22 protein-coding genes are annotated in these 19,939 nt (G+C 32.2%); 14 read left to right on the top strand and 8 right to left on the bottom strand.

All coding sequences use genetic code 11. The features are described from left to right. Positions 1-7 precede the first annotated feature (7 nt). The 5 genes from NH286_RS07415 (at position 8) to NH286_RS07435 (ending at position 5,310) form a co-directional block, all read left to right on the top strand. A complete protein-coding gene (locus NH286_RS07415; RefSeq protein WP_265237954.1) occupies positions 8-700 on the top strand; it encodes an AraC family transcriptional regulator in 693 nt (230 codons plus the stop codon). Positions 701-814: 114 nt separating this feature from the next. After that, positions 815-2,209: an alpha/beta hydrolase domain-containing protein gene (locus NH286_RS07420; protein WP_265237955.1), complete on the top strand. Its 1,395-nt coding sequence runs from the start codon at positions 815-817 to the stop codon at positions 2,207-2,209. A 14-nt stretch (positions 2,210-2,223) separates the two neighbouring features. After that, entirely contained in the window at positions 2,224-3,609 is a 1,386-nt protein-coding gene (locus NH286_RS07425) for an MFS transporter (protein WP_265237956.1), read from the top strand. After that, entirely contained in the window at positions 3,606-4,472 is an 867-nt protein-coding gene (locus NH286_RS07430) for an amidohydrolase family protein (protein ID WP_265237957.1), read from the top strand. Before NH286_RS07425 ends, NH286_RS07430 begins: the two co-directional genes overlap by 4 nt. A 61-nt stretch (positions 4,473-4,533) precedes the next feature. Beyond that, positions 4,534-5,310 (top strand): Cof-type HAD-IIB family hydrolase, encoded by a 777-nt coding sequence (locus tag NH286_RS07435; RefSeq protein WP_265213121.1) that lies wholly within the window; start codon positions 4,534-4,536, stop codon positions 5,308-5,310. A gap of 49 nt (positions 5,311-5,359) precedes the next feature. Here NH286_RS07435 and NH286_RS07440 read toward each other — a convergent pair whose 3' ends face one another. The 3 genes from NH286_RS07440 to NH286_RS07450 are packed head-to-tail and all read right to left on the bottom strand — an operon-like array spanning position 5,360 to position 8,031. After that, positions 5,360-5,956: a histidine phosphatase family protein gene (locus NH286_RS07440; RefSeq protein WP_265237958.1), complete on the bottom strand. Its 597-nt coding sequence runs from the start codon at positions 5,954-5,956 to the stop codon at positions 5,360-5,362. A gap of 8 nt (positions 5,957-5,964) precedes the next feature. Beyond that, a complete protein-coding gene (locus NH286_RS07445) occupies positions 5,965-6,867 on the bottom strand; it encodes an alpha/beta hydrolase (protein WP_265237959.1) in 903 nt (300 codons plus the stop codon). Beyond that, complete coding sequence (locus NH286_RS07450) at positions 6,868-8,031, bottom strand: MFS transporter (RefSeq protein ID WP_265237960.1); 1,164 nt, start codon at positions 8,029-8,031, stop codon at positions 6,868-6,870. A gap of 262 nt (positions 8,032-8,293) precedes the next feature. Between NH286_RS07450 and NH286_RS07455 the strand changes: the two genes are divergently transcribed. The 7 genes from NH286_RS07455 to NH286_RS07485 are packed head-to-tail and all read left to right on the top strand — an operon-like array spanning position 8,294 to position 14,060. Next, positions 8,294-10,219, top strand: coding sequence for a BglG family transcription antiterminator (locus NH286_RS07455; protein WP_265237961.1), 1,926 nt, complete (start codon positions 8,294-8,296; stop codon positions 10,217-10,219). Between the two features lie 7 nt (positions 10,220-10,226). Next, entirely contained in the window at positions 10,227-10,682 is a 456-nt protein-coding gene (locus NH286_RS07460) for a PTS sugar transporter subunit IIA (protein ID WP_265237963.1), read from the top strand. Between the two features lie 25 nt (positions 10,683-10,707). Further along, on the top strand, positions 10,708-12,048 hold the full coding sequence (locus NH286_RS07465) for a PTS galactitol transporter subunit IIC (RefSeq protein WP_265237965.1): 1,341 nt from the start codon (positions 10,708-10,710) through the stop codon (positions 12,046-12,048). Positions 12,049-12,073: 25 nt separating this feature from the next. Beyond that, positions 12,074-12,358: a PTS sugar transporter subunit IIB gene (locus NH286_RS07470; RefSeq protein ID WP_265237967.1), complete on the top strand. Its 285-nt coding sequence runs from the start codon at positions 12,074-12,076 to the stop codon at positions 12,356-12,358. Further along, positions 12,358-12,879 (top strand): YjbQ family protein, encoded by a 522-nt coding sequence (locus tag NH286_RS07475; protein ID WP_265237968.1) that lies wholly within the window; start codon positions 12,358-12,360, stop codon positions 12,877-12,879. The genes NH286_RS07470 and NH286_RS07475 overlap by 1 nt, the downstream gene beginning before the upstream one ends. After that, positions 12,872-13,534, top strand: a complete 663-nt coding sequence (locus NH286_RS07480) for a ribulose-phosphate 3-epimerase (RefSeq protein WP_265237970.1) — start codon at positions 12,872-12,874, stop codon at positions 13,532-13,534. Before NH286_RS07475 ends, NH286_RS07480 begins: the two co-directional genes overlap by 8 nt. Further along, positions 13,527-14,060: an SIS domain-containing protein gene (locus NH286_RS07485; RefSeq protein WP_265237972.1), complete on the top strand. Its 534-nt coding sequence runs from the start codon at positions 13,527-13,529 to the stop codon at positions 14,058-14,060. The genes NH286_RS07480 and NH286_RS07485 overlap by 8 nt, the downstream gene beginning before the upstream one ends. Before the next feature lie 98 nt (positions 14,061-14,158). On the opposite strand, the gene NH286_RS07490 is transcribed toward NH286_RS07485, so the two are convergent. The 5 genes from NH286_RS07490 to NH286_RS07510 all read right to left on the bottom strand — a co-directional run bounded on the left by NH286_RS07490 (position 14,159) and on the right by NH286_RS07510 (position 18,439). Then, positions 14,159-15,091, bottom strand: a complete 933-nt coding sequence (locus tag NH286_RS07490; protein ID WP_265237986.1) for an IS30 family transposase — start codon at positions 15,089-15,091, stop codon at positions 14,159-14,161. A gap of 490 nt (positions 15,092-15,581) precedes the next feature. Next, a complete protein-coding gene (locus NH286_RS07495) occupies positions 15,582-16,682 on the bottom strand; it encodes a PTS fructose transporter subunit IIC (protein WP_265237974.1) in 1,101 nt (366 codons plus the stop codon). Between the two features lie 9 nt (positions 16,683-16,691). Further along, positions 16,692-17,003 carry a PTS fructose transporter subunit IIB gene (locus NH286_RS07500; protein ID WP_265237976.1) on the bottom strand — a complete coding sequence of 104 codons (312 nt, stop codon included), beginning with the start codon at positions 17,001-17,003 and terminating at the stop codon, positions 16,692-16,694. A gap of 19 nt (positions 17,004-17,022) precedes the next feature. Next, complete coding sequence (locus NH286_RS07505) at positions 17,023-17,889, bottom strand: ketose-bisphosphate aldolase (protein WP_265237978.1); 867 nt, start codon at positions 17,887-17,889, stop codon at positions 17,023-17,025. A gap of 100 nt (positions 17,890-17,989) precedes the next feature. Next, a complete protein-coding gene (locus NH286_RS07510; RefSeq protein WP_265237980.1) occupies positions 17,990-18,439 on the bottom strand; it encodes a PTS sugar transporter subunit IIA in 450 nt (149 codons plus the stop codon). Between the two features lie 165 nt (positions 18,440-18,604). Between NH286_RS07510 and NH286_RS07515 the strand changes: the two genes are divergently transcribed. Beyond that, positions 18,605-19,462, top strand: a complete 858-nt coding sequence (locus NH286_RS07515) for a MurR/RpiR family transcriptional regulator (protein WP_265237982.1) — start codon at positions 18,605-18,607, stop codon at positions 19,460-19,462. 164 nt (positions 19,463-19,626) lie between these two features. Then, positions 19,627-19,939: transposase (locus tag NH286_RS07520; protein WP_265237984.1), on the top strand; the 313-nt coding region annotated here is incomplete at its 3' end.

Here is a 19,939-nt window from a genome sequence, read left to right on the forward strand (position 1 = left end):
AGGCTTTATGAAAAGGTATGAAATAGAAAAAATAAACAAGCAAAGAGATGACTTCCTTAAAGCTATCAAGGAATCTGACCTTGACTACATAAAAGAATTTTTCCCTCAGGTTAAGCTAATTTTTACAGGAGAAAAGCTAGGTATAAGAGGAAGGGTAGCCAAGGATCCGCTAAGAAGTCTTAAAAATATAACCCTATCCTACAACACCCTTTATTTTGTAAGCGCCTTAAGTGGCGGGATGGATCCTCTAATTGGCCACTACATGGCAGAAAAATATTCGATTATGATTGAGTACACTGACAATGAAGAAGACTTGTGGAAAATACACGAAGAAATGCTTTTTAGGTATGCATCAAGGGAAAATAGACTTCACAACAAGGGTCTTGATACCTTATCTAGAAAGATAAATGCCTACATAGATAATAATTTCATGGAAGATATAAATAATGATAGCTTGGCCTCTCATTTTAACATATCTAAGGAACACATGATGAGGACTTATAAAAAGGAGACGGGAGATACAATAAATAATTATATAGTAGCCAAGAGAATAAAGGAAGCAAAAGACCTCCTTCTCTTATCAGACCTATCCATGACAGAAATAGCCTTTAGGGTTGGGTTTAAAAATTCTCAATATTTTTCCAATTCCTTCAAGAAAAACACAGGTTTTTCTCCAAAAGACTACAGAAAATCAAAATAAAGTCATTAATTTATAAAAAATAGTCATTTTTTTAGAAGAATTCATCTGGGAAAACCTATATCATATAGGTATAAGTTTATTTTTTAACTATCAAGAATAAAAAAGGAGGAAGCGATGAAGGTTTTAGGACCGATAGAAGTAACAGAAAATTCGCATCCATTTTCATCTATGAAATTTGCGCGAGAAGTGATAAATGTAGAAGATTATGGTTTTCTAGAAGAAGAGTATTTTGTATCTGACCTTGCCAATGTCTATGATTTTGACAAGGAAAAGGAAAAAGTTTTTAAATATCAGGAAAACATTCCCTACACAACAAGAATTTTAGTAAGAAGACCTCTTTCTAAAGAAAAATTTACTGGTAGATGCTACATAGATATAATGAATGCTTCAAATAACTATGATATAGAGGACTTGTGGAGAAGATCTTATCTACATATTATGGAAAATAACCATATGTATATAGGAGTTACATCCAAACCAACCAATATTTTGTCCCTAAAGAATTTTGACCTTGATAGGTACAGGTCCCTATCAATGCCTGCCAAAAATCCATCACCTCAGCCAGCAGCCCTAGACACAAGGACAGGGTCCATAGATGGGTGTGAAGATGGACTTATTTGGGATATTCTCTATCAAGTAGGAAGAGAAGCTAAGAATAATCCTCAAGCTTTTTGCGGCGGTCTGGATGTTAAATATCTTTACTTAAGTGGCCAAAGTCAATCAGGTATGTATCTAAATACCTATATAAACTTTATGCATAATTATTACAAGGACCAAGGCTATGAGAAAGTATATGATGGCTACCTATCTTTAGCTTCTGGAGGTTTAACAAGAGCTTTAAGGCAAGATCCTGATGAGAAACTAAACTTTGCCATAAGACCTAGCCGTGAAGAAGAAATAGATGTGCCAGTTATAAGCTTTAATACCGAGTGCGACTACCATTTATTTGGGACAATGGGAGATGGTCTAGTAAAGACAAAGAATGAAAATTCGCCTACAAATAAGAGAAGGTATTATGATATGACAGCCGCTGCCCACACTGATGCGGCAAGTCCCCTAGTGCCAACCAATGAGGAGATTCAAAAGACAAAGTGTCCACCAAGGATTTTGGATAATGAGTATGAATTTAGGTTAAATGATTTAAAATTTGATTATTATATCAATGCTATGCTTGATAGGCTTCACGAATGGGCGACAGGTGGAAACCCACCTCAAATAATAGACCCAATCGACTTTGACAAAAAAGATGCCTATGGACATCACCAAGGAGGCTTAAGATCTGTTTATCTATTGGTGCCAAAGGCTTCTTATCAGGCGTGTGACTTCCCTGGATCTACAAATGGCAAGATGGAATTTTTCTCTAAGGAAAAAATGGAAGAGATTTATGGAAGCTTCGAAAATTATTTAGAGAAATTTAAAGAAGTTGCCAAAGAACATGTCAAAGAAGGTCTTTTGACAGAAAAAGATGCCCAAAGAGCTATAGACTGGGCTAAAAATGTAAATGAGTAAGAAGAGGAGAGTTTATGAAAACTAGAGAATTTAGACCTTTTAGCAAAAAGGATCAAATAGGATATATAGCAGGAGATATGGCAGGTTCCTTTGTAAACCTCACCATGGATGCTTTCTTCCTAGTATTTTGTACCTATGTACTTAAGGTAGACCCAAAATTCATGTCAGGTCTATTCTTATTTGCCAGACTTTTTGATGCAATCAACGACCCAATAATAGGATCGCTTCCAGATAGGTTTTCTATCGGCAAGAGCGGAGATAAGTTTAAGCCATTTATAAAAATTGCCATGTGGCCATTAGCTATATCTATCCTTTTAGGATTTTTTGATGTTACTAAATTAGGATTTTCAACAACAGCCACCCACATATGGGTAGCCTTTACCTATATCCTTTATGGAATGAGCTACACAGGTACATCCATGCCATTTGGAGCCATGGCTACAGTAGTTACCTTAGATCCAACAGAAAGGTCAAAGTTATCCGCAGCTAGAGCCATCGGTGGTACAGCAATAGGATATGGATTCTTATCTATAATTCCAATGTTTATATGGGATGCTAACAAGAACCCAAATCCAAGCGGTTACACCATTGTATCAATAATAGCAGCCCTAGGTTGTATAATCTGCTACTACATTCTTTGTGGTCTAACTCAAGAAAGATATGCCCACCTAGCCCACAAGGCAAATGATGGCAAGAATGGTTATTCATTTAAAGAAGTAATAGGCCAAGCTTTTAAAAACAGAGCAATGCTCGGTATCATGTTTGCATCAATAGGATCACTAATTTATATAACAGGAAACTCTCAATTTGGTGGTTTCATCTTTAAAGAATTCTACCAAGCACCAAAGATGCAATCAGTAGCTATGTATGTCCAATTGCCAGTAACAATTGCAATGTTCTTCATAGTGCCAAAGATGCAGGCGAAATTTGGAAAGAGAAATCTCCTCCTAGCCATGCTCACATGGAACTTTGCCCTATCTTTATTTATATTCCTAAAACCACTTGAAAATGTAACAGCCTACATTATCCTAAACGCCCTAGCCAATCTCGGTCAGGTGACCTTCATAATGGTAGTTTGGGCCTTTGTAGCAGATGCAATCGACTATCACGAATATAAATTTAATTCAAGAAATGACGGAACCCTTTATTCTATCTATACCTTTGCTAGAAAAATCGGTTCAACCCTTGCAAGTTTTGGAGCGACAGCTGCTCTAGCTGCCATTGGTTTTGTAGCTACAGCTGAAGTTCAAAGTCCAGAAACTATATCTGCAATTAGATATCTAGGTACATCTATACCGCTAATTGCAAGCATTATAGAGATAATCGGAATTAAATTCATTTGGAATTTAACCAAAGAAGACTCTGAAAATATTACAAAAGCTTTGAGAGATTCAGAATGAAAAAAATAGATATTCATATCCACACTTCTAAGGATAGTGGTCATAAGATAAATGGCCAAGAGCTGATAAACAAGGACCAAATGATAAAATCAATGGCAAAAAGAGGGGTAGATAAGTCTGTCCTCATGTCTTCATCAGCCAAAGAATCAGATTTGTTGTCAAACGATGAACTTAGACAGATTTGTCAAGATTCTGATAGGTTTTACTATATGTCTATGGTTGATTTTGAAAAAGATATTTATGAACAGTTAAAAAGAGAAAAGGACCTAGGCTCAATTGGGGTCGGAGAACTTGTTTATAATAAGCCTTTCAACAGCCCTGAAATTTTTGAGCTCTTAGAAGCAGCTGAAAGCCTAGAGATGCCAGTTTTATTCCATATGAGTCCACAAATTGGAAAGTATTACGGAGTCTATGACCTAAAGGGACTTCTTTATCTAGAAGAAGCTCTAAATAGATTTAAAAACCTAATATTCATAGGTCATTCTCAGGCCTTTTGGTGTGAGATTTCTAAATATGATGACAACGACCCATCTTACAGAGATTCTTATCCAGAAGGGCCAGTTGTTGAAGGTAGGATAGGTGAATTGATGAGAAAATATCCAAATCTCTATGCAGACCTATCAGCTAATAGTGGAGCCAATGCTATCATGAGGGATAAAGACTACGGAATTTCCTTCATCAAAGAATTTTCAGATAGGTTATTTTTTGGAACTGATACCTATAATAAAGATCAAGAATTCCCACTTGATGCCTACCTTGAAAAATTAGGTCAAGATGGACTAATAGAAAAAGAAGAATTGGAAAAAATTTATTACAAGAATTTTGAAAGAGTTTTTAAGATTAAAGAAAAACAAGGCTGCTAGCAATAAGCTAGCAGCTTTTTTGGAGTAAGTTTTATGATATAATAAAAGAAAAGGAGAAGATATGCAAGATATAAAAATAATTTTTTTCGATATAGATGGCACCCTGATAAGCCTAGATAAGGACGATATTTCAGCAAAAACTAGAAAAGCCCTAAGTGCTCTTAAGGAAAAGGGGATAATTCTTGTAATAGCTTCAGGCAGGTCGCCAATCCAGATTCCTCACTTTGACGGTATAGATTTTGATTGTCACTTAACCTTCAATGGGTCCTTGTGTTTTAATGACAAAGACCAAATTTTTTCAAACCCACTTGATAGGGCTGATGTTTTAAAATTGATAGAAAATGCCAAGGCTATGGATAAGCCTTTGGGTCTTGCAAGCAGGGATAGATATGTAGCAAATTATTTAAATGATGATCTAGGAAAATATTTTTCTTTCGGCTCTACTATGCCAGACATAGTAGATGATATAGGGAAATTTGTAAGAGATAATGATGTTTATCAAATGGTCATGCCTATTAAAAAAGAAGAATACGAAAAAGCCTTAGCTGGCACAGATAAGCTTAAAATCACAGCTTGGTGGGATAGGGCAGTTGACATAATCCCTCATGATGGGGGCAAGGGCAGGTCTGTAGAAAAAATCCTAGAATATTATGGTTTTGACAAAAACGAGGCCCTAGCTTTTGGTGATGGGGATAATGACATAGAAATGTTTGAGCAGGTAAGGGGTATAGCTATGGAAAATGCTTCAGAAAACCTAAAAAATATTTCCTTTGATACCTGTAAGAGCGTAGATTCAGATGGAGTCTATTATTATTTGAAGGATAAGGGCATAATATAAAGCTTACCTTCTCAATGAAAAAATCCCACCAAGCGGTGGGACTTTTAGATTATTTTACATCCTTAGCAGGTTCGTGGATTTTTACAAATTTAAGTTTGTTATTATCATCTACATCGTATTCAAGGATGGCACAATTTCCTAAGTGGCCTGGCTTATCCTTTTCTGGATTATCCAAGGTTGAAAGGACGTGGGTCCACATGGCGCCAGCGTGGCTGACCATGAGGATGGTATTTGCAGTTGACTTTTCAAGGATTTCTTTGATTGTCCTACTCATTCTAGATGCAACTTCCTTATCGCTTTCGCCACCCCAAGGCACGAAAAAATCTTCGTGGGTCATTTGGTCAGGGCGTCTTGGTACTTTTTGGAGGATTTCAGCTTCACCTTCCATCATGCCAAAATTCCACTCTTTAAGGCCCTTGACTCTTTTGTAAGGGATGTCTGTTATAAGCTCAAGTGTATCGCAAGCTCGCTCCTGGGTAGATGAGTAAGCCTCATCAAATTTTATATTGTTTTCCTTAAAATACTCCCCAACTTTCTTAGCTTGTCGGATACCAAGGTCTGTAAGTGGCGAATCACACCATCCTTGAGTCATGCCCTTGAGATTAAAAAGTGTTTGTCCGTGTCTAACTATATATAATTTTCTCATAATTCCTCCTATAAATTTTTCAAAAATAAAACCATCTGGCCAATTGCTATAATAGACTCTGGCCATTTTGGATAGCAAACGGGAAAGACGTGGCCGAGAGCTTGGTCTATTCCTTTTCCAAAGTCAGCAAATTCATAAAATCCGCTTCCTTCGTCAAGATAGTCCCTAAGGTCATAAGAGTGGTCTCTAATAAAATCTTCCTTGCTAGTTTGGATAAAAATCGGGCAAGGATTTACCTTATCAAAAATCTTAATCATGTTTTTGGCATAAGTTTTTAGATCATCATGGTTTAAACCGCCTATAACAAATTCATTAATACTTGAAAATGATCCGTCATCTGCAAGTCTAGTCATAGGAGAGATAAAAACCATGCCGTCAATTTCAATCTTTGGGCAGGAAATCCCAAATAAATCTTGAAGTTCGCCACTATTTATGATTGCAAAGGCAGCCATGGCCAAATAGGCCCCTGCTGAATCGGCACTTATAAAAAGTTTATCCATATTTAGGTCAAATTTCTCATGATTATTATAAATAAAAGAAATACCACTTATAATATCAGAGATTTGCTCTTTAAGACTTACTTGAGGAAGTAACCTATAATTAAGGGCTGCTACATTAAAACCAGCTCTAGCAAATTCAATATTAATATTTCTATTTAATTCTTTTCTCCCATAAACAAGGCCACCACCGTGGATATTTATGATAGTAGGCAGGCCCTTGCCCTTATTTTCTTCATTATAATAAATATCAAAAAGGTGAAAGTCATCCCTATCATTGATATAAGCAAGATCAGATTTAACTATCACTCCATCTGTGGGATAAGATTGTTTAGCAAGTCGCTTTCTGTCATTTGTATCCATGTCATTTATGATTTCTTCTAAGCTGTGGTTTGGATAGAGGTCCTTGGTCATTTAATAAAAATTCCTTTCATTTGCATTAATTTTATCATTCTTTAAGAAAAATATTTCATATATTAGAAACACTGATAAGATAGCCCCTATACCAAGAAATATTCCAGTTAGGCTTGTAAATCCTGTGATTTTCTTAAGGGCCATCAGGCAAAGAGGGGCGATGAACATGCCGAGGTTATTGGAAGCAAATAAGATCCCGGTAGCCTTGGCCAGGTGCTTGCTTGCCATATGAGTTTCTAAATCTCCAAGTAAAAAGGAAATACAAATTGATTGGAAAAATGTAGCGATTCCCACCCCTAGGACCAATAAAATTACAGACTTATCCGTAACAGAAATTATCAGACTTCCAATAATCACCATCAAGGTCGCTAGCTTTAAGGTATTTTCTTTAAAGATTTCAAAGAATATTCCATAGGCTAGGCCGCCAACCATACCAATAAACATAATAGCCATTGTATAGAGACTTATGGACTCGCCATGGACCCCGTTATTGGCGAGAACACTTGGGAATCTAAGATTCATGGCATTTATTGACATGATAATTGCTAGGGATAGGCCTATGTAATATTTAACAATCCCATTGGCCTTGAATTTTGACTTATCTTCCTTGTTTGCAATTTCAATCTCTGGGACTGATGTTAAGAAAAATATAAGTGGGATTAGGGCTAAAATATAAACTGCAAAAGACTTATAAAAATCATTCCTACCAAAGATCCCGGCTATAAAAATCGTAAGTATAATTCCAATCATTTCGAAGGCATTCCTAAAACCATGTAATTTGGCCTTTTTCTTGCCTGAATTAAAGAAGCTTATATAAGTAGATGAATTTGCAGCATAAATTCCAATGCCAGCCCCTAAAATTAGCCTATTAAGGATAAGAGAGACTTCGTTTTTAAACAATATAGGTATGAGGCCACTAATGCTTATAAGGCTTAAGCCCCAGATGGTTGTCTTTCGCATGCCAAATTTTTCATTAATATTGCCAGCCATAATCAAAAATATAGTGCCAGTTATAGCATTTAAACTAAGTATGAGCTCTCCTGAGCTTATAGATATGCCGAGGCTGTCTACAATATTTGGGGCAAACTGGTTTATAGCTATGGGAGATACATGATAAAGAGCCAGAAATAAGGTTGCCCAATCTCTCCTGCTTATTTTTTCCATTACATATAGGATTCCTTTCTTTATTCTTATTAGTATTTTACATTTTTAAAGAGTAATTAAAACCTCCATAGCTAAACCATGTAATTTAATATTATCTATTAAATAAAATTTTGTAACTATCCATGGTGATTTTAACAAACGTTAACAATGAATGTAGAAATAAGTGTAATTGACCATAGTTTCAACCTATTATATAATTGGGTTAAATAGATGATCTATTATTTAATCTTAGGGAGGTGATACAATCGAAAGACAATACAAGATGCTAAAAATTCTATCTAATCATAATGAACCTATTTCATCTAGAAGATTAAGTGATTACTTGCAAGTGTCTAGAAGAACAGTTTTTAAAGATATCGATAGTTTGAGAACAATAGCAAATAGATACAATATAGATATTGTTAATATTCCTTCGAAGGGAATCTTGCTTAAAACAAATGATACTGAAAATATTATAAATTTAGAGAAAAAGATTAAAGGAAGAATAGATAGTGATAATTACTCTGTCGATAATAGGAGGGTTTACATTATCAAGCAGCTTTTTTTAACGAATAACAATCTAACCTTAGAGAGTTTATCTGAAGAATATCTTGTAAGTAAAACTTCAATTTATAATGATATAAAGGTTATTAATAAAGTAATAGAAGGATATGGATCAAAAATAGTTTCAAATATATCAGGAATTGAGTTGATCGGAGACGAGTTAAATATTCAACGTTCTTTAATAGAGATAATATTTCATTATTCAGATAAGGTTTCATACTTAAGTTCAATAAATAAAGCTCAGTTAACATTTTTTGATGAAAATATAGTTAATAGGATATACGAAGAATTGTTTCTTAATAGTAAAAGTTTGATAGAAAATCTCCCCGATTATTATATTCAATCATTCCTGACATCTGTATTTACCTTATGTTCTAGAGTTAATATAGGATGTCATATTGAAGATGATTTTAATTATAACAATCCTGAGCTTAATGATAGTGAATCAGAGACAGTCAAAAGTTTTGTTAATTTTTTAAAAGATGAATTAAAACTAAATTTAGAGACCAAAGATATCACATATCTTAATAAACAACTTTATGCCCATAGGTTGATGGATAAACAAATAGGAGATAGAACTGACAATTCCTTTATAGTAAATAAATTTATTGGAAGGGTTAGCAAGATTGAAGGAGTCGATTTTAGTAATAATAAAGAGTTGGTTAAGGCACTTTCATATCATATATCAGCTATGGTTGAGAGATTAAAACTAGGTATTCATATACAAAATCCCCTTTTAAAAAGTTTGCGTCAAGAGTATAAAACCTTATTTAGTATAATTTGGTATTCAGCTAATATATTGGAAGATTTCTTTAAGATAAAGATGAATGATGATGAAGTATCTTTGATTTTAATATATTTTCAAATCCAGATAGAAGCCTCGAATAAGTCTAATAATATTTTGGTTGTATGCCAATATGGAGTTTCGTGTGCTCAGCTTATATATAACAAAGTAAAAGGATTTCTTCCAGAAAAAGATATTCTATCAGTAAAAACATTAGATGATTTGAGTAAAAGTGATTTAAGTGATGTAGATTTTATTATTTCATCTATAAATTTGGACTATTTAAATTTAGATATACCTTATGTTTTTGTTAATCCTATAATTAATAATGATGACTATATAAAAATAATATCTGAATATACAAAAATATTTAGTAAGGGACATCAAATAAGGAAAGACAAGATAAGTAGTGAAAATATAAATAATATAGACATTGCTCAGCTAATATCTTTAGAAACTATATTTTTGAGTAAAGAATTTGAGAATAAAGAAAAATTAATCGAATATGTTGGCCATTCATTAAAGAAAAATAAATTTGTTGATGATTCTTACTTGAAGTCTATCTTTGCTAGAGAAGCTATAGGAATTACAGCATTAGAATATGGGGTAGCTTTACCTCATGCAAGTCCAAAAACAGTTAATAAAACACATATAGCAATATGTACTCTAAAGAGTCCTATCGACTGGGACGGGGTCCCGATATCATTAGTTATTTTCATGAATTTTGAAGATGATGAAGAAGAAAATATTCGCTATATAGTAGATAAAATATATAAAAAGATAAACTCGAAAGAGAAAGTCAATAAATTGGTAGGATGTTATAGCCCTAAGGAATTAATAGAAGAAATTAGAAGTATATGAGGTGAATATGTATTTTAATAAGAAGTTAATAAATATTTTTGTAAGCGTCAATAGTCAGGATGAGCTATTTAAATTTATGTCAGATTGTTTAAGTAATAGCGGATGTGTAAAGGATTCTTTTTATGATGGAATAGTAAGTAGAGAATCTGAGTACCCAACAGGAATACAAATAGGAAATGTTGGATTTGCTATACCACATACTGATTCAAAACACGTTTTGGAGTCACAAATTTGTTTTGCATCTTTAAAAAAACCAATTGATTTTTCGGACATGACAGATGTTAATAATAAATTCCCTGTAAATTTAGTATTCATGCTTGCTATGAAGGAACCTGGTGATCAAATAAAAACTTTACAAAAATTAATGGAATTATTTGCTAATGAGGAAGTTATAAATTTTCTTCTAAAATCAGATAATAAGGATGAAATTCTAAATATTTTAAAAGAAAATGGAATTGACTAAAATATAGTTTAATAAGGAGGATTTAATGTCAGTTTTAATTAATTCGTTTCAATGGTTCATAGGTCTTGGATCAAATGTTTTTTTACCAATAATAATCTTTATTTTAGGAATTATTTTTGGTTTAAAGCCAGGAAAGGCCCTAATGTCAGGTATAACAGTAGGAATTGGTTCGATTGGTCTTGGACTAGTATTGAACTTGTTGTCAGGTAGTTTAGGAAGTGCAATTCAAGAAATGGGAAATCATTATGGTAGTTCTCTTAATATATTAGATATAGGTGTGGGAGTTGGAGGGCCTTTAGCTTTCTCTACATCTTTAGGCTTGATGATGATACCTATTTCACTTGTAGTTAATATATTGTTCGTATTTTTGGGTTTAACTAGAACTTTGAATGTAGATATTTGGAATTTTTGGTTTCCAATATTTATGGGAATGATTACTCAATCAATTACAGGTAATTTTGCGTTTGGTCTAGTAGGTGGAACTGTTGCAGTAATGATTCAATGGTTACTTGCAGATATAAATCAGAAAAAAACTAGTGAATTTTTTGGATATCCTGGTATAGCGATAAGCCACATGATGGTTAATTCTGGTGCAATAATTGCACGTCCTTTAAATTGGGTTTTTGATAGAATACCTGGTCTAAATAAAATTGATCTTGACGCCGAATCTTTAACTAAAAGATTTGGGATATTGGGAGATACTGTTTTTATAGGATTAGTTATAGGTGCAATAGTTGGTATTTTTGCTAAATATGATGCAGCTAAGATCGGAAATCTTGCTATATCTACAGCGGCGGTAATGAAAATAATGCCTAAAATGGTTGCGATGTTTATGGAAGGCCTTGGACCAATAGCAGAAGCTGCTTCAGATTTTGCCAATAATAAATTAGGTGGTAGACAAGTTAATATAGGAATGGATGCTGCACTTGTAGTAGGACACTCTGCAGTTATGTCTACATCAATATTATTAGTTCCAATTTCTTTGGCTTTAGCATTAGTATTACCAGGTAATCAAGTTTTGCCTTTTGGAGATTTAGCATTTTTCGCATTTGCTATAGCTATGATGGTTCCTTTCTTTAAAGGAAACGTTATTAGAACTGTACTAGGAAGTGCTATATATGTTGCTGCTTGTCTTTATTTATCAACATGGTTAGCTCCAGTAATGACAGACGTATTTAATTTAGCTAGCTTCGATGTAGGGACAGCAGGATTAGTAACAATGCTATTAGCGGCTTTATGGCCTGTTGTTTTATATGTATTAGCATTAAAATATTTAGGCATAGTAGGGGTAGTAATAATAGGAATGTTGGTAATACTAATAATGTATTACATCAATAAGGTTAAGAAAATTTCTTATTTTCAATAGAGTAATAATATAAAGGAGATTATAAATGAAAAAAATATTAGTAATTTGTGGAGCCGGTCATGCAACATCAACAATAGCTGTTTCTAAGATAGAAAAGTGGTTATCTGATAATAATTTAGCCTCTGATGCTAAAATTTATCAATCAAAAATTGCTGATGAATTAAATAAATTTGATGATTATGATGTTGTTGTTAGCACAACGGTTGTTCCTGATTCTGTAAAGGCAAAAGTAATAAATGGTGTTGCTTTATTAACTGGAGTAGGCAGAGAAAAAGTATTTGAACAAATACGTAAAGAATTGGAAAAATAATGATTATACATGATTCTATTAAATTAGAAACAGTTGCAGGAAGACCATCCTTCCATGATATAACAGATAATATTAAAGATATAGTAGATAAAAACGCCATAACAGATGGAATAATAGTTATTTCAAGTTCTCACACAACTTGTTCATTATTTTTTGATGAGGATATGCATGATAGAAATTATTTCGGTGATGATTTCTTACATGTTGATATAGCTGAAATGATGGAAACAATAGCCCCAACTATGAGGTCAGAGGGTGATTACCATAGCCCTGGAAATAAACATATTGAGTTTGGATTAAACTTAGGAGATTCAGAATTCCCACCAGAAAAATGGACCATGCTTAATACAGATGCCCATCTAAAATCTTCACTATTTGGAAGTAATTCTATGACCCTCATAATCAAAGATAAAAAAATCTTATTAGGAAAATTAGGTAAAGTATTCTTTGTTGATTGGGATCAGCTGAGAGAAAGAAATAGAAATATTAATATTTTATTGCTGGGTGAAAAAAATGGTTGATATACTACCTTCAATTTTAAATAGTGATTTTTGGAATATTAAAGAGACATTAAACATTTTGAACAAAAGTGAGATAAAAGAGATTCATATAGATATAATGGACGGAAATTTTGTTGAAGATATGGCGTTTGGGCCTAAGTTTGTAAAAACTTTAAGAGAACATACAAATCTTAAATTAGATTTACATCTTATGATGATGAATCCAGAAAGAAAAATTGAAAAATTTATAGAAGCAGGGGCTGATAGTGTAACTTTCAATATTGAGAGTACTTTTAATGTTATGAATATTATTCAAGAAGTAAAAAAACATAACAAAAAAGTTGGCGTAGCGATCAGCCCGCACACATCAATATCCGTCATAGAAGCGATTTTGCCTTTTGTAGATCAAGTCTTAGTTTTAACCATAAAACCTGGAACATCAAATTCTAAAATAATTACAGAAATGTATGATAAAATTAAAGAATTATATGAAATAAAGATAAGGAAAGAATATTCATATAGGATAATGGTTGATGGAAAAATCGATGATAAAACACTTGGACCAATACTAGAAAGCGGTGCTGAGGCTGTCGTATCTGGTGGATATATTTTTAAAAATGAAAAAATATTAGACAACATTGAAATATTAAGAAAGATAGGAAGTAAATATGAGTAGTCAATCTTACTTAGAATTAATAGAAGGTGAAATTATCGAGTTTTTCAAATCAAATACATGTATTGACTTTGAAAAACTATCCAAATACTTTAAAAAGGATAGAAGGATTTTTGTAGGTGGGGTTGGAAGATCAAGCATGGCAGCTAGAGGTTTTGTAAATAGACTAGTTCATCTAGGGTACTATGCATACTTAATAGGGGATATTAGCACTCCTTTAGCTAGAAAAGATGATACAGTATTACTTATATCTAATTCAGGAAACACAAACTCACTGTATGCTATAGGAGAACGAGTCAAGAAAGACGGAGCTAAAATTTTAAGTATAACATCCAATAAAGATTCTAAAATTTTTCAAATTAGCGAAGATTCATTGGTATTAAAGGATGTTGATAAATCAAATCAGCCTATGGGTAGTTTATTTGAACAAGCAGCTTTGCTTGTGACTGATGCTTTCATTTTGTTTCTAATGAATCTTAACTCAGAAACTTCTGAGTCAATGAGAAAAAGACATTCAAATTTAGAATAAAGGTTAATTTTTTAATATTCTAGATTAGACGATAATAGGTGTAGTATTCTTTAAAGTCTAAATTTATTTTAGATGAATTGCAAATAATATTGCAACACCTAAACCAAACTAAGTTCATGCATAAATAAATTAAATGGAGTTTGATATTCTAGACATTTTCTAGGTCTGGTATTAAGCTCCATTAAGTTTTTAATCAGCTCATTAATAGATATTTTAGATAAATCTGTTTTCTTAGGGTAATATTCCCTTAACAAACCATTAGAATTTTCGTTACTACCTCTTTGCCATGCTGAGTATGCATCAGCAAAATAAAAATTCATCCCTCGTTTTTCAACATCTTCATAACAAGCAAATTCTTTGCTTCTGTCAGATGTGAAAGTATTTAAAGCTTCTAATGGTAAAGATTTAATTAGCTTGTCAATTGCTTCTAGCATAGAATTTTTACTTCGATCTATCATAGGTAAGGCTATGTAAAATTTAGTTTTTCTTTCTACAAATGTTGCTAGGCAACCTTTACATTTACCTCTGGATGACACAATTGTATCTAATTCCCAGTGAACAAATTTATTCCTTTTTTTAACTTCTTTAGGTCTTTTATTTATTGATTTACCAATGTTAAATCTACCTCTTGTTTCTTTGGCTTTTCTTGATTTTCCTTTTATTCTTAGTTTGGAAATATCAAAATCTATAATTCCTGAATAAATCCAATTATATATTGTTTTAAAGCATACTATATCTTTACATACAGTGTTTGCTATTTGCTCAGGAGACCACTTCTTATGAAGTTTTTCCGATATGCATTTGGTGATATTATCATCAAATTTTGGTTTTCTTCCTTTAGATGATGATTTTTTAACCTTATCTTTTTGAGCATAGACAGCTTCATAATCATTTTCACACCTTTTTAATTCTCTAGATATTGTGGAGTGATGAAAACCTAAAATTTTTGCTATTCTTCTAGAAGAATAGTCCTCTTTTCTTAGTACCTCTATCTTATTTATTTCATTTATGGTAAGATGATTGTAAGCTATTTTGATACTCCTTAATGTTTTTTGTGTAATTTAAGTGTATCATAAATGGCTTTTTATTTCATTTAAAAGTGTCTGGATTAATTTTACTATCCGAGATATTTCAAACTGGCAAATATGAAAAATCATATTCAAACTCTAGAGAATGGTTAAGAAGAAGAATCAGAATGTGTGCATGGAAAGGCTGGAAGAAAGTAAAAACCAAATTTACAAACTTAGTAAAGTTAGGAATAGCAAAATTTCAAGCTTGTCAATGGGCAAACACACGCAAATCCTATTGGAGGATAGCCAAAAGACCAGTACTAAGCAGAGCTCTTAACAACAAAAGAATAGCTGAAAGGGTCTATATATCCCTAATCAGCTATTACAATAAAGTTCTTATTAAACTGTAGAACCGCCGTATATGGAACCGTACGTACGGTGGTGTGAGAGGTCGGTAGATGAATTAATCATTTACCTCCTACTCGATTTATATTAATTTTAATCTACTATTTTAAGCTTGTGAAATTTGTATATCATCAAAATTGAAGTCTTCATCTTCAAATGTATCATTATTTCTTGATGCTTCTTCTTTGGTTATTTTTTTCTTTGTCAAAATTAGTAATACTGAAGTAACTAAGGAACCTGCTAATAAAGCTAATACAGCCATACCAGGCCTTGTCATTGCTGGAATTACAAAAACTCCACCAGATGGCACTGGGCTTCCTACATCCATACTAAAGCTGATCGCTCCTGTGACTCCACATCCTATGGAAGTACAAAAAACTGTTCTAACTAAGTCGTTCATGGCAATAGGAATTACACCTTCTGAAATCATACACAATCCCATCGGAAAAGCAACTTTAATATTTTCAACTTCAACATCGTTATAAATTCTTTTGTTAAATAGTTTGCTCCATACTAAGGATATGGTTACACCTATTGGTGGAACCATTGCTGCTAGAACTTTTATAGCTTCTGGCTCTAAAATTCCTTCAAGAAGAAGTCCGTCACATATTAGATTTGGAACTTTGCTAATTGGGCCACCGTAATCTAAGCAGCCTAAAAATCCTATTATGAATCCATAAGTAACTTTAGATGTTCTATCTAAATTCTTTATGAAATAAGTTAATTTTGATGTCATCCATGCGATTGGTTGACCAATTACAAAAAACATAATTAGTCCAGCAAATATAGCTGTTAAGGTAGGAACAATTAGCATAGGCATTAAAGCTTCGGCCCATTTAGGTACTTTTAGATTATCAATCAAGAATTTTGCTATGTAACCAGCAATTAAACCACCTACAATACCTCCTAGGAACCCTGCACCAAGGAATGATGCTATTTGTCCCATTAAGAAACCCGGTGCTATTCCCGGTCTATCTGCAATTGAATAAGCAGTGTATCCTGCTATGAATGATGGTAATAGACCCATACCAAATACACCTAAAGTTGTTAATGCACTTGGTATTGTTAATTCACTAAATTCTTTAACTACTTGACCACCTGTTAAATTTCCAATTGCTATTAGTAAACCAGAAGCAACTACTAATGGTAACATGTAGGAAATTGCAGTTAAAATATGTTTCTTCAATTCATTTAGAAATTTTTTCATAATAAACTCCTATTTATCTATTTTATCTTTTATAGTTTCTAACAATTTCTTAGGAGATTTAACACAATAAGTTGTTGGAACAGTCACAACTTTTTTACCTTTAAATCTTTCTTTTCCTGTTATAGCAATATCAACTGCCAATAGAATAACATCTGCTTCATTAATCATTTGATCTGTAAGTTTGTTCTCAGTTCCTATGGTACCTTGAGTTTCAATATTTATTGTATAACCAAGTTCAGAAGCAGCGTTTTTTAATTTTTCTCTGGCTATATAAGTATGAGCAATCCCTGAAGTACAAGCACAAACGCATGCTATTTTCATATATTCCTCTTTTCTTTAATTAATAATAGTATTTAACTTTATCGTTTGATTTAAATAGTTTAACTTTGTGTTTAACAACCTCTGACATTGATTCAATGCACTCTGGATAAATTACGTTAGGTTCTCTTATATTTTCGTTTCTTGCTAAAACTTCTCTACATTTTGTGTAAAACGCTAGTTTTATATCTGATGAAATATTGATTTTATTTATTCCTCTATTTACAGCTTCAGCAACTTCTTCATCAGGGTTTGATGAACCGCCATGTAATACAAGTGGTATTTTTACTAACTCCTTAATTTCTGACAATAAATCGAGCTTCAAATGTGGGGTGAAATGTTTTGGGTATAAACCATGAGCGGTTCCTATAGCAACTGCAAGTGTATCACAGCCGGTCTCATCCACAAATTTTTTTGCGTCATCTGGCACGGTATATCTTATATCTTTTGTGCTTGCATATTCATCTCCTGTTTCAGCACCAATGGTTCCAATCTCAGCTTCCACTGATACATCAACAGTATGCGCTATTTCTACCACCTTTTTTGTTAATTCTATATTATCTTTAAAACTTAAAGTACTACCATCAATCATTACGGAAGAAAAACCATCTTTAATAGCTCTTACAACTTGAGGAATGTTAGCACCATGATCCAAGTGAATTACGACAGGTATCTTTGTTTTGTTTGCTTTATCGACAACAGTTTTAATAAAGCTATCACCAACATATGATAACTCATCAGGGTGAATTTCTATTATTACAGGTGAATTTAATTCTTCGCATGTGGCTATAACACCATTCAACATAGGTAAAGAAGAGATGTTAAATGCAGGTACTGCAAACTTTTCTTCATTAGCAACGCTTAATAATTGTTTCATATTTAGTATCATTTTTTTCTCCTTTAATTTTAATAATTTAATGTTCAAAGTAATGTGAGTTATAAAATATGTATAAAATATTTATTACATGGCAACCTCCTTAATAAAGAACCTATACAAAACATTCTTTAATATCATTTTTGCTTATAGCAGAAAGAAGCTTATTCAAAATTTCATCATTAGCGAGAGAAGAAGCTACTTCTGAAAGAAGCTTAAGATGATTGTCTGAAAAATCTTTTCCGTTTTTTACCACAAATAAAACAATGACCTTAACATTATTATCATCAAGAGTTTCCCATTCTACTTCATCAACCAATTTAGCAATTGATATTGTAGTTTTTTTAACGTAGTCACTTTGGCCATGAGGAATTGCTATGTAATTTCCTATCCCTGTAGTTCCTAGTTCCTCTCTATAAAGAACATCATCAAGAAAACCTTTTTTATCTGATATGTAGTCATATTTTAGTAAATTTTCAGACATTTTATCAAGGGCATCAATTTTAGAATTTGCTTCTAAGCTCTCCATAATTAGATTATCATCCAAGATTTCAATAATATTCATATAACCTCCATGTAGTATTGTTTTTTATAAACTCATTACAAAACTATTAAGAAATATCATTTCATATATACAGTATACAGAATTTTTTCGGAATAGTCAAGATAAAATGTAATTTTATTTTTTGAAAATAGTTTTTTATGTAATATAATTACATAAGAGGTGTTTATGAAATCAAAACTTACTGAAAATAATGTGATTGAAACATTTAAAGAAAAATATGATAGTTTATTTAAAGCTGAAAAAAAAGTAGCAGAATTTATTATTAATAATCCGAATGAAGCATCTTTGATGAATGTTAAAGAAATAGCTTCTCGAACTGAAGTTAGTGATGCAACTGTAGTTAGAATGTGTCAGCATTGTGGTTATGATGGATTCTATCAAATGAAGATATTATTGCTAAGAGATTTAAATAATGCGAACGTTGCGGATTTTAAGAATTTTAATGAAAAGCCTATTCAGTTATTTCTTAATCGTAAAAAAGAACTAATTGATACAATTAATTATGAAGAGAATATTAATAATATAAAACAGCTTATAACACTAATTTTTGAATCGAAAACTATTTTAATATGTGCTGCTGGGAATACAATGCCAATAGCACATGATCTAGATTTCAGATTAAATAGGTTAGGTATTAATGCATATACATCTAATTCAATAGAAAATTTATTGAATTACGTTAGTAATTTAACAAAGGAAGATCTCATCATTAATATTTCAAAATCTGGACTTTCCAAAAGCATACTTAAAATTAGTGATATAGCTTATAGAAATAATGTAAGGCAGGTTAATATCTCTTCGGATGTTAATTCGAGCCTATCTGAGAAATCTGAGTTTACAATATGTTCAGGAAGGCTATTTAATGATGTAAATGATTCTCATAATGGATTAGAAACTCATATAGGTGAATATATTGTAAATGATTTGATTATTGCATTTATTATTTCAATAGAGATGAATAACAACAAATTTATAAAGTCACAAGAATTAGAATATAAATTTTTTTCATCATTAAAAATATAAAATTTGGGCCTGTAAATAATTTTGTGTATCAACTTAAATTCTGATAAAAGGGTAAGGGTTGATACATTTCTTACGTATCAATGTTTGGGGCTGTTGCAAAAGTCCTAACATAGAAAAAGACGAGGAAATTAAACATCCTCGTCTTTTTCTGATACAATGTATTTATGAAACAAAATAGTAATACATCATCATTAACTAATCTTACACTAGTTGGTGATACAATTCAATTAAAATTAAACTTTAACACAGAAGTATACATCCAAGATGACATAAAACTAAGGCTTGTAAAAAATATAATTGAAAGGATAGACCTAACAGAACTAAGAAAAGTCTACTCATCATTTGGGAGAAAACCTACTGTAAATCCAGTAACAATGCTTCAAATAATAATATTCTGCTACTCTGAAGGAATATTCTCATCAAGAGAAATAGAAAAATCATGTAAATATGATCTAAGAATAAAATATCTTCTTGACG

This window comes from Anaerococcus sp. NML200574 (assembly GCF_026131665.1).
Taxonomy (GTDB): domain Bacteria; phylum Bacillota; class Clostridia; order Tissierellales; family Peptoniphilaceae; genus Anaerococcus; species Anaerococcus kampingae.

What these genes read in the sequence shown, in the direction of transcription:
- NH286_RS07485 (WP_265237972.1), top strand. Translation starts at nt 13,527, where the DNA reads ATGAGTAGTCAATCTTACTTAGAATTAATAGAAGGTGAAATTATCGAG.
- NH286_RS07450 (WP_265237960.1), bottom strand. Translation starts at nt 8,031, where the DNA reads ATGGAAAAAATAAGCAGGAGAGATTGGGCAACCTTATTTCTGGCTCTT.
- NH286_RS07475 (WP_265237968.1), top strand. Translation starts at nt 12,358, where the DNA reads ATGATTATACATGATTCTATTAAATTAGAAACAGTTGCAGGAAGACCA.
- NH286_RS07500 (WP_265237976.1), bottom strand. Translation starts at nt 17,003, where the DNA reads ATGAAAATAGCATGCGTTTGTGCTTGTACTTCAGGGATTGCTCATACT.
- NH286_RS07420 (WP_265237955.1), top strand. Translation starts at nt 815, where the DNA reads ATGAAGGTTTTAGGACCGATAGAAGTAACAGAAAATTCGCATCCATTT.
- NH286_RS07515 (WP_265237982.1), top strand. Translation starts at nt 18,605, where the DNA reads ATGAAATCAAAACTTACTGAAAATAATGTGATTGAAACATTTAAAGAA.
- NH286_RS07415 (WP_265237954.1), top strand. Translation starts at nt 8, where the DNA reads ATGAAAAGGTATGAAATAGAAAAAATAAACAAGCAAAGAGATGACTTC.
- NH286_RS07465 (WP_265237965.1), top strand. Translation starts at nt 10,708, where the DNA reads ATGTCAGTTTTAATTAATTCGTTTCAATGGTTCATAGGTCTTGGATCA.
- NH286_RS07425 (WP_265237956.1), top strand. Translation starts at nt 2,224, where the DNA reads ATGAAAACTAGAGAATTTAGACCTTTTAGCAAAAAGGATCAAATAGGA.
- NH286_RS07445 (WP_265237959.1), bottom strand. Translation starts at nt 6,867, where the DNA reads ATGACCAAGGACCTCTATCCAAACCACAGCTTAGAAGAAATCATAAAT.
- NH286_RS07495 (WP_265237974.1), bottom strand. Translation starts at nt 16,682, where the DNA reads ATGAAAAAATTTCTAAATGAATTGAAGAAACATATTTTAACTGCAATT.
- NH286_RS07460 (WP_265237963.1), top strand. Translation starts at nt 10,227, where the DNA reads ATGTATTTTAATAAGAAGTTAATAAATATTTTTGTAAGCGTCAATAGT.
- NH286_RS07430 (WP_265237957.1), top strand. Translation starts at nt 3,606, where the DNA reads ATGAAAAAAATAGATATTCATATCCACACTTCTAAGGATAGTGGTCAT.
- NH286_RS07440 (WP_265237958.1), bottom strand. Translation starts at nt 5,956, where the DNA reads ATGAGAAAATTATATATAGTTAGACACGGACAAACACTTTTTAATCTC.
- NH286_RS07455 (WP_265237961.1), top strand. Translation starts at nt 8,294, where the DNA reads ATGCTAAAAATTCTATCTAATCATAATGAACCTATTTCATCTAGAAGA.
- NH286_RS07480 (WP_265237970.1), top strand. Translation starts at nt 12,872, where the DNA reads ATGGTTGATATACTACCTTCAATTTTAAATAGTGATTTTTGGAATATT.
- NH286_RS07470 (WP_265237967.1), top strand. Translation starts at nt 12,074, where the DNA reads ATGAAAAAAATATTAGTAATTTGTGGAGCCGGTCATGCAACATCAACA.
- NH286_RS07435 (WP_265213121.1), top strand. Translation starts at nt 4,534, where the DNA reads ATGCAAGATATAAAAATAATTTTTTTCGATATAGATGGCACCCTGATA.
- NH286_RS07510 (WP_265237980.1), bottom strand. Translation starts at nt 18,439, where the DNA reads ATGAATATTATTGAAATCTTGGATGATAATCTAATTATGGAGAGCTTA.
- NH286_RS07505 (WP_265237978.1), bottom strand. Translation starts at nt 17,889, where the DNA reads ATGATACTAAATATGAAACAATTATTAAGCGTTGCTAATGAAGAAAAG.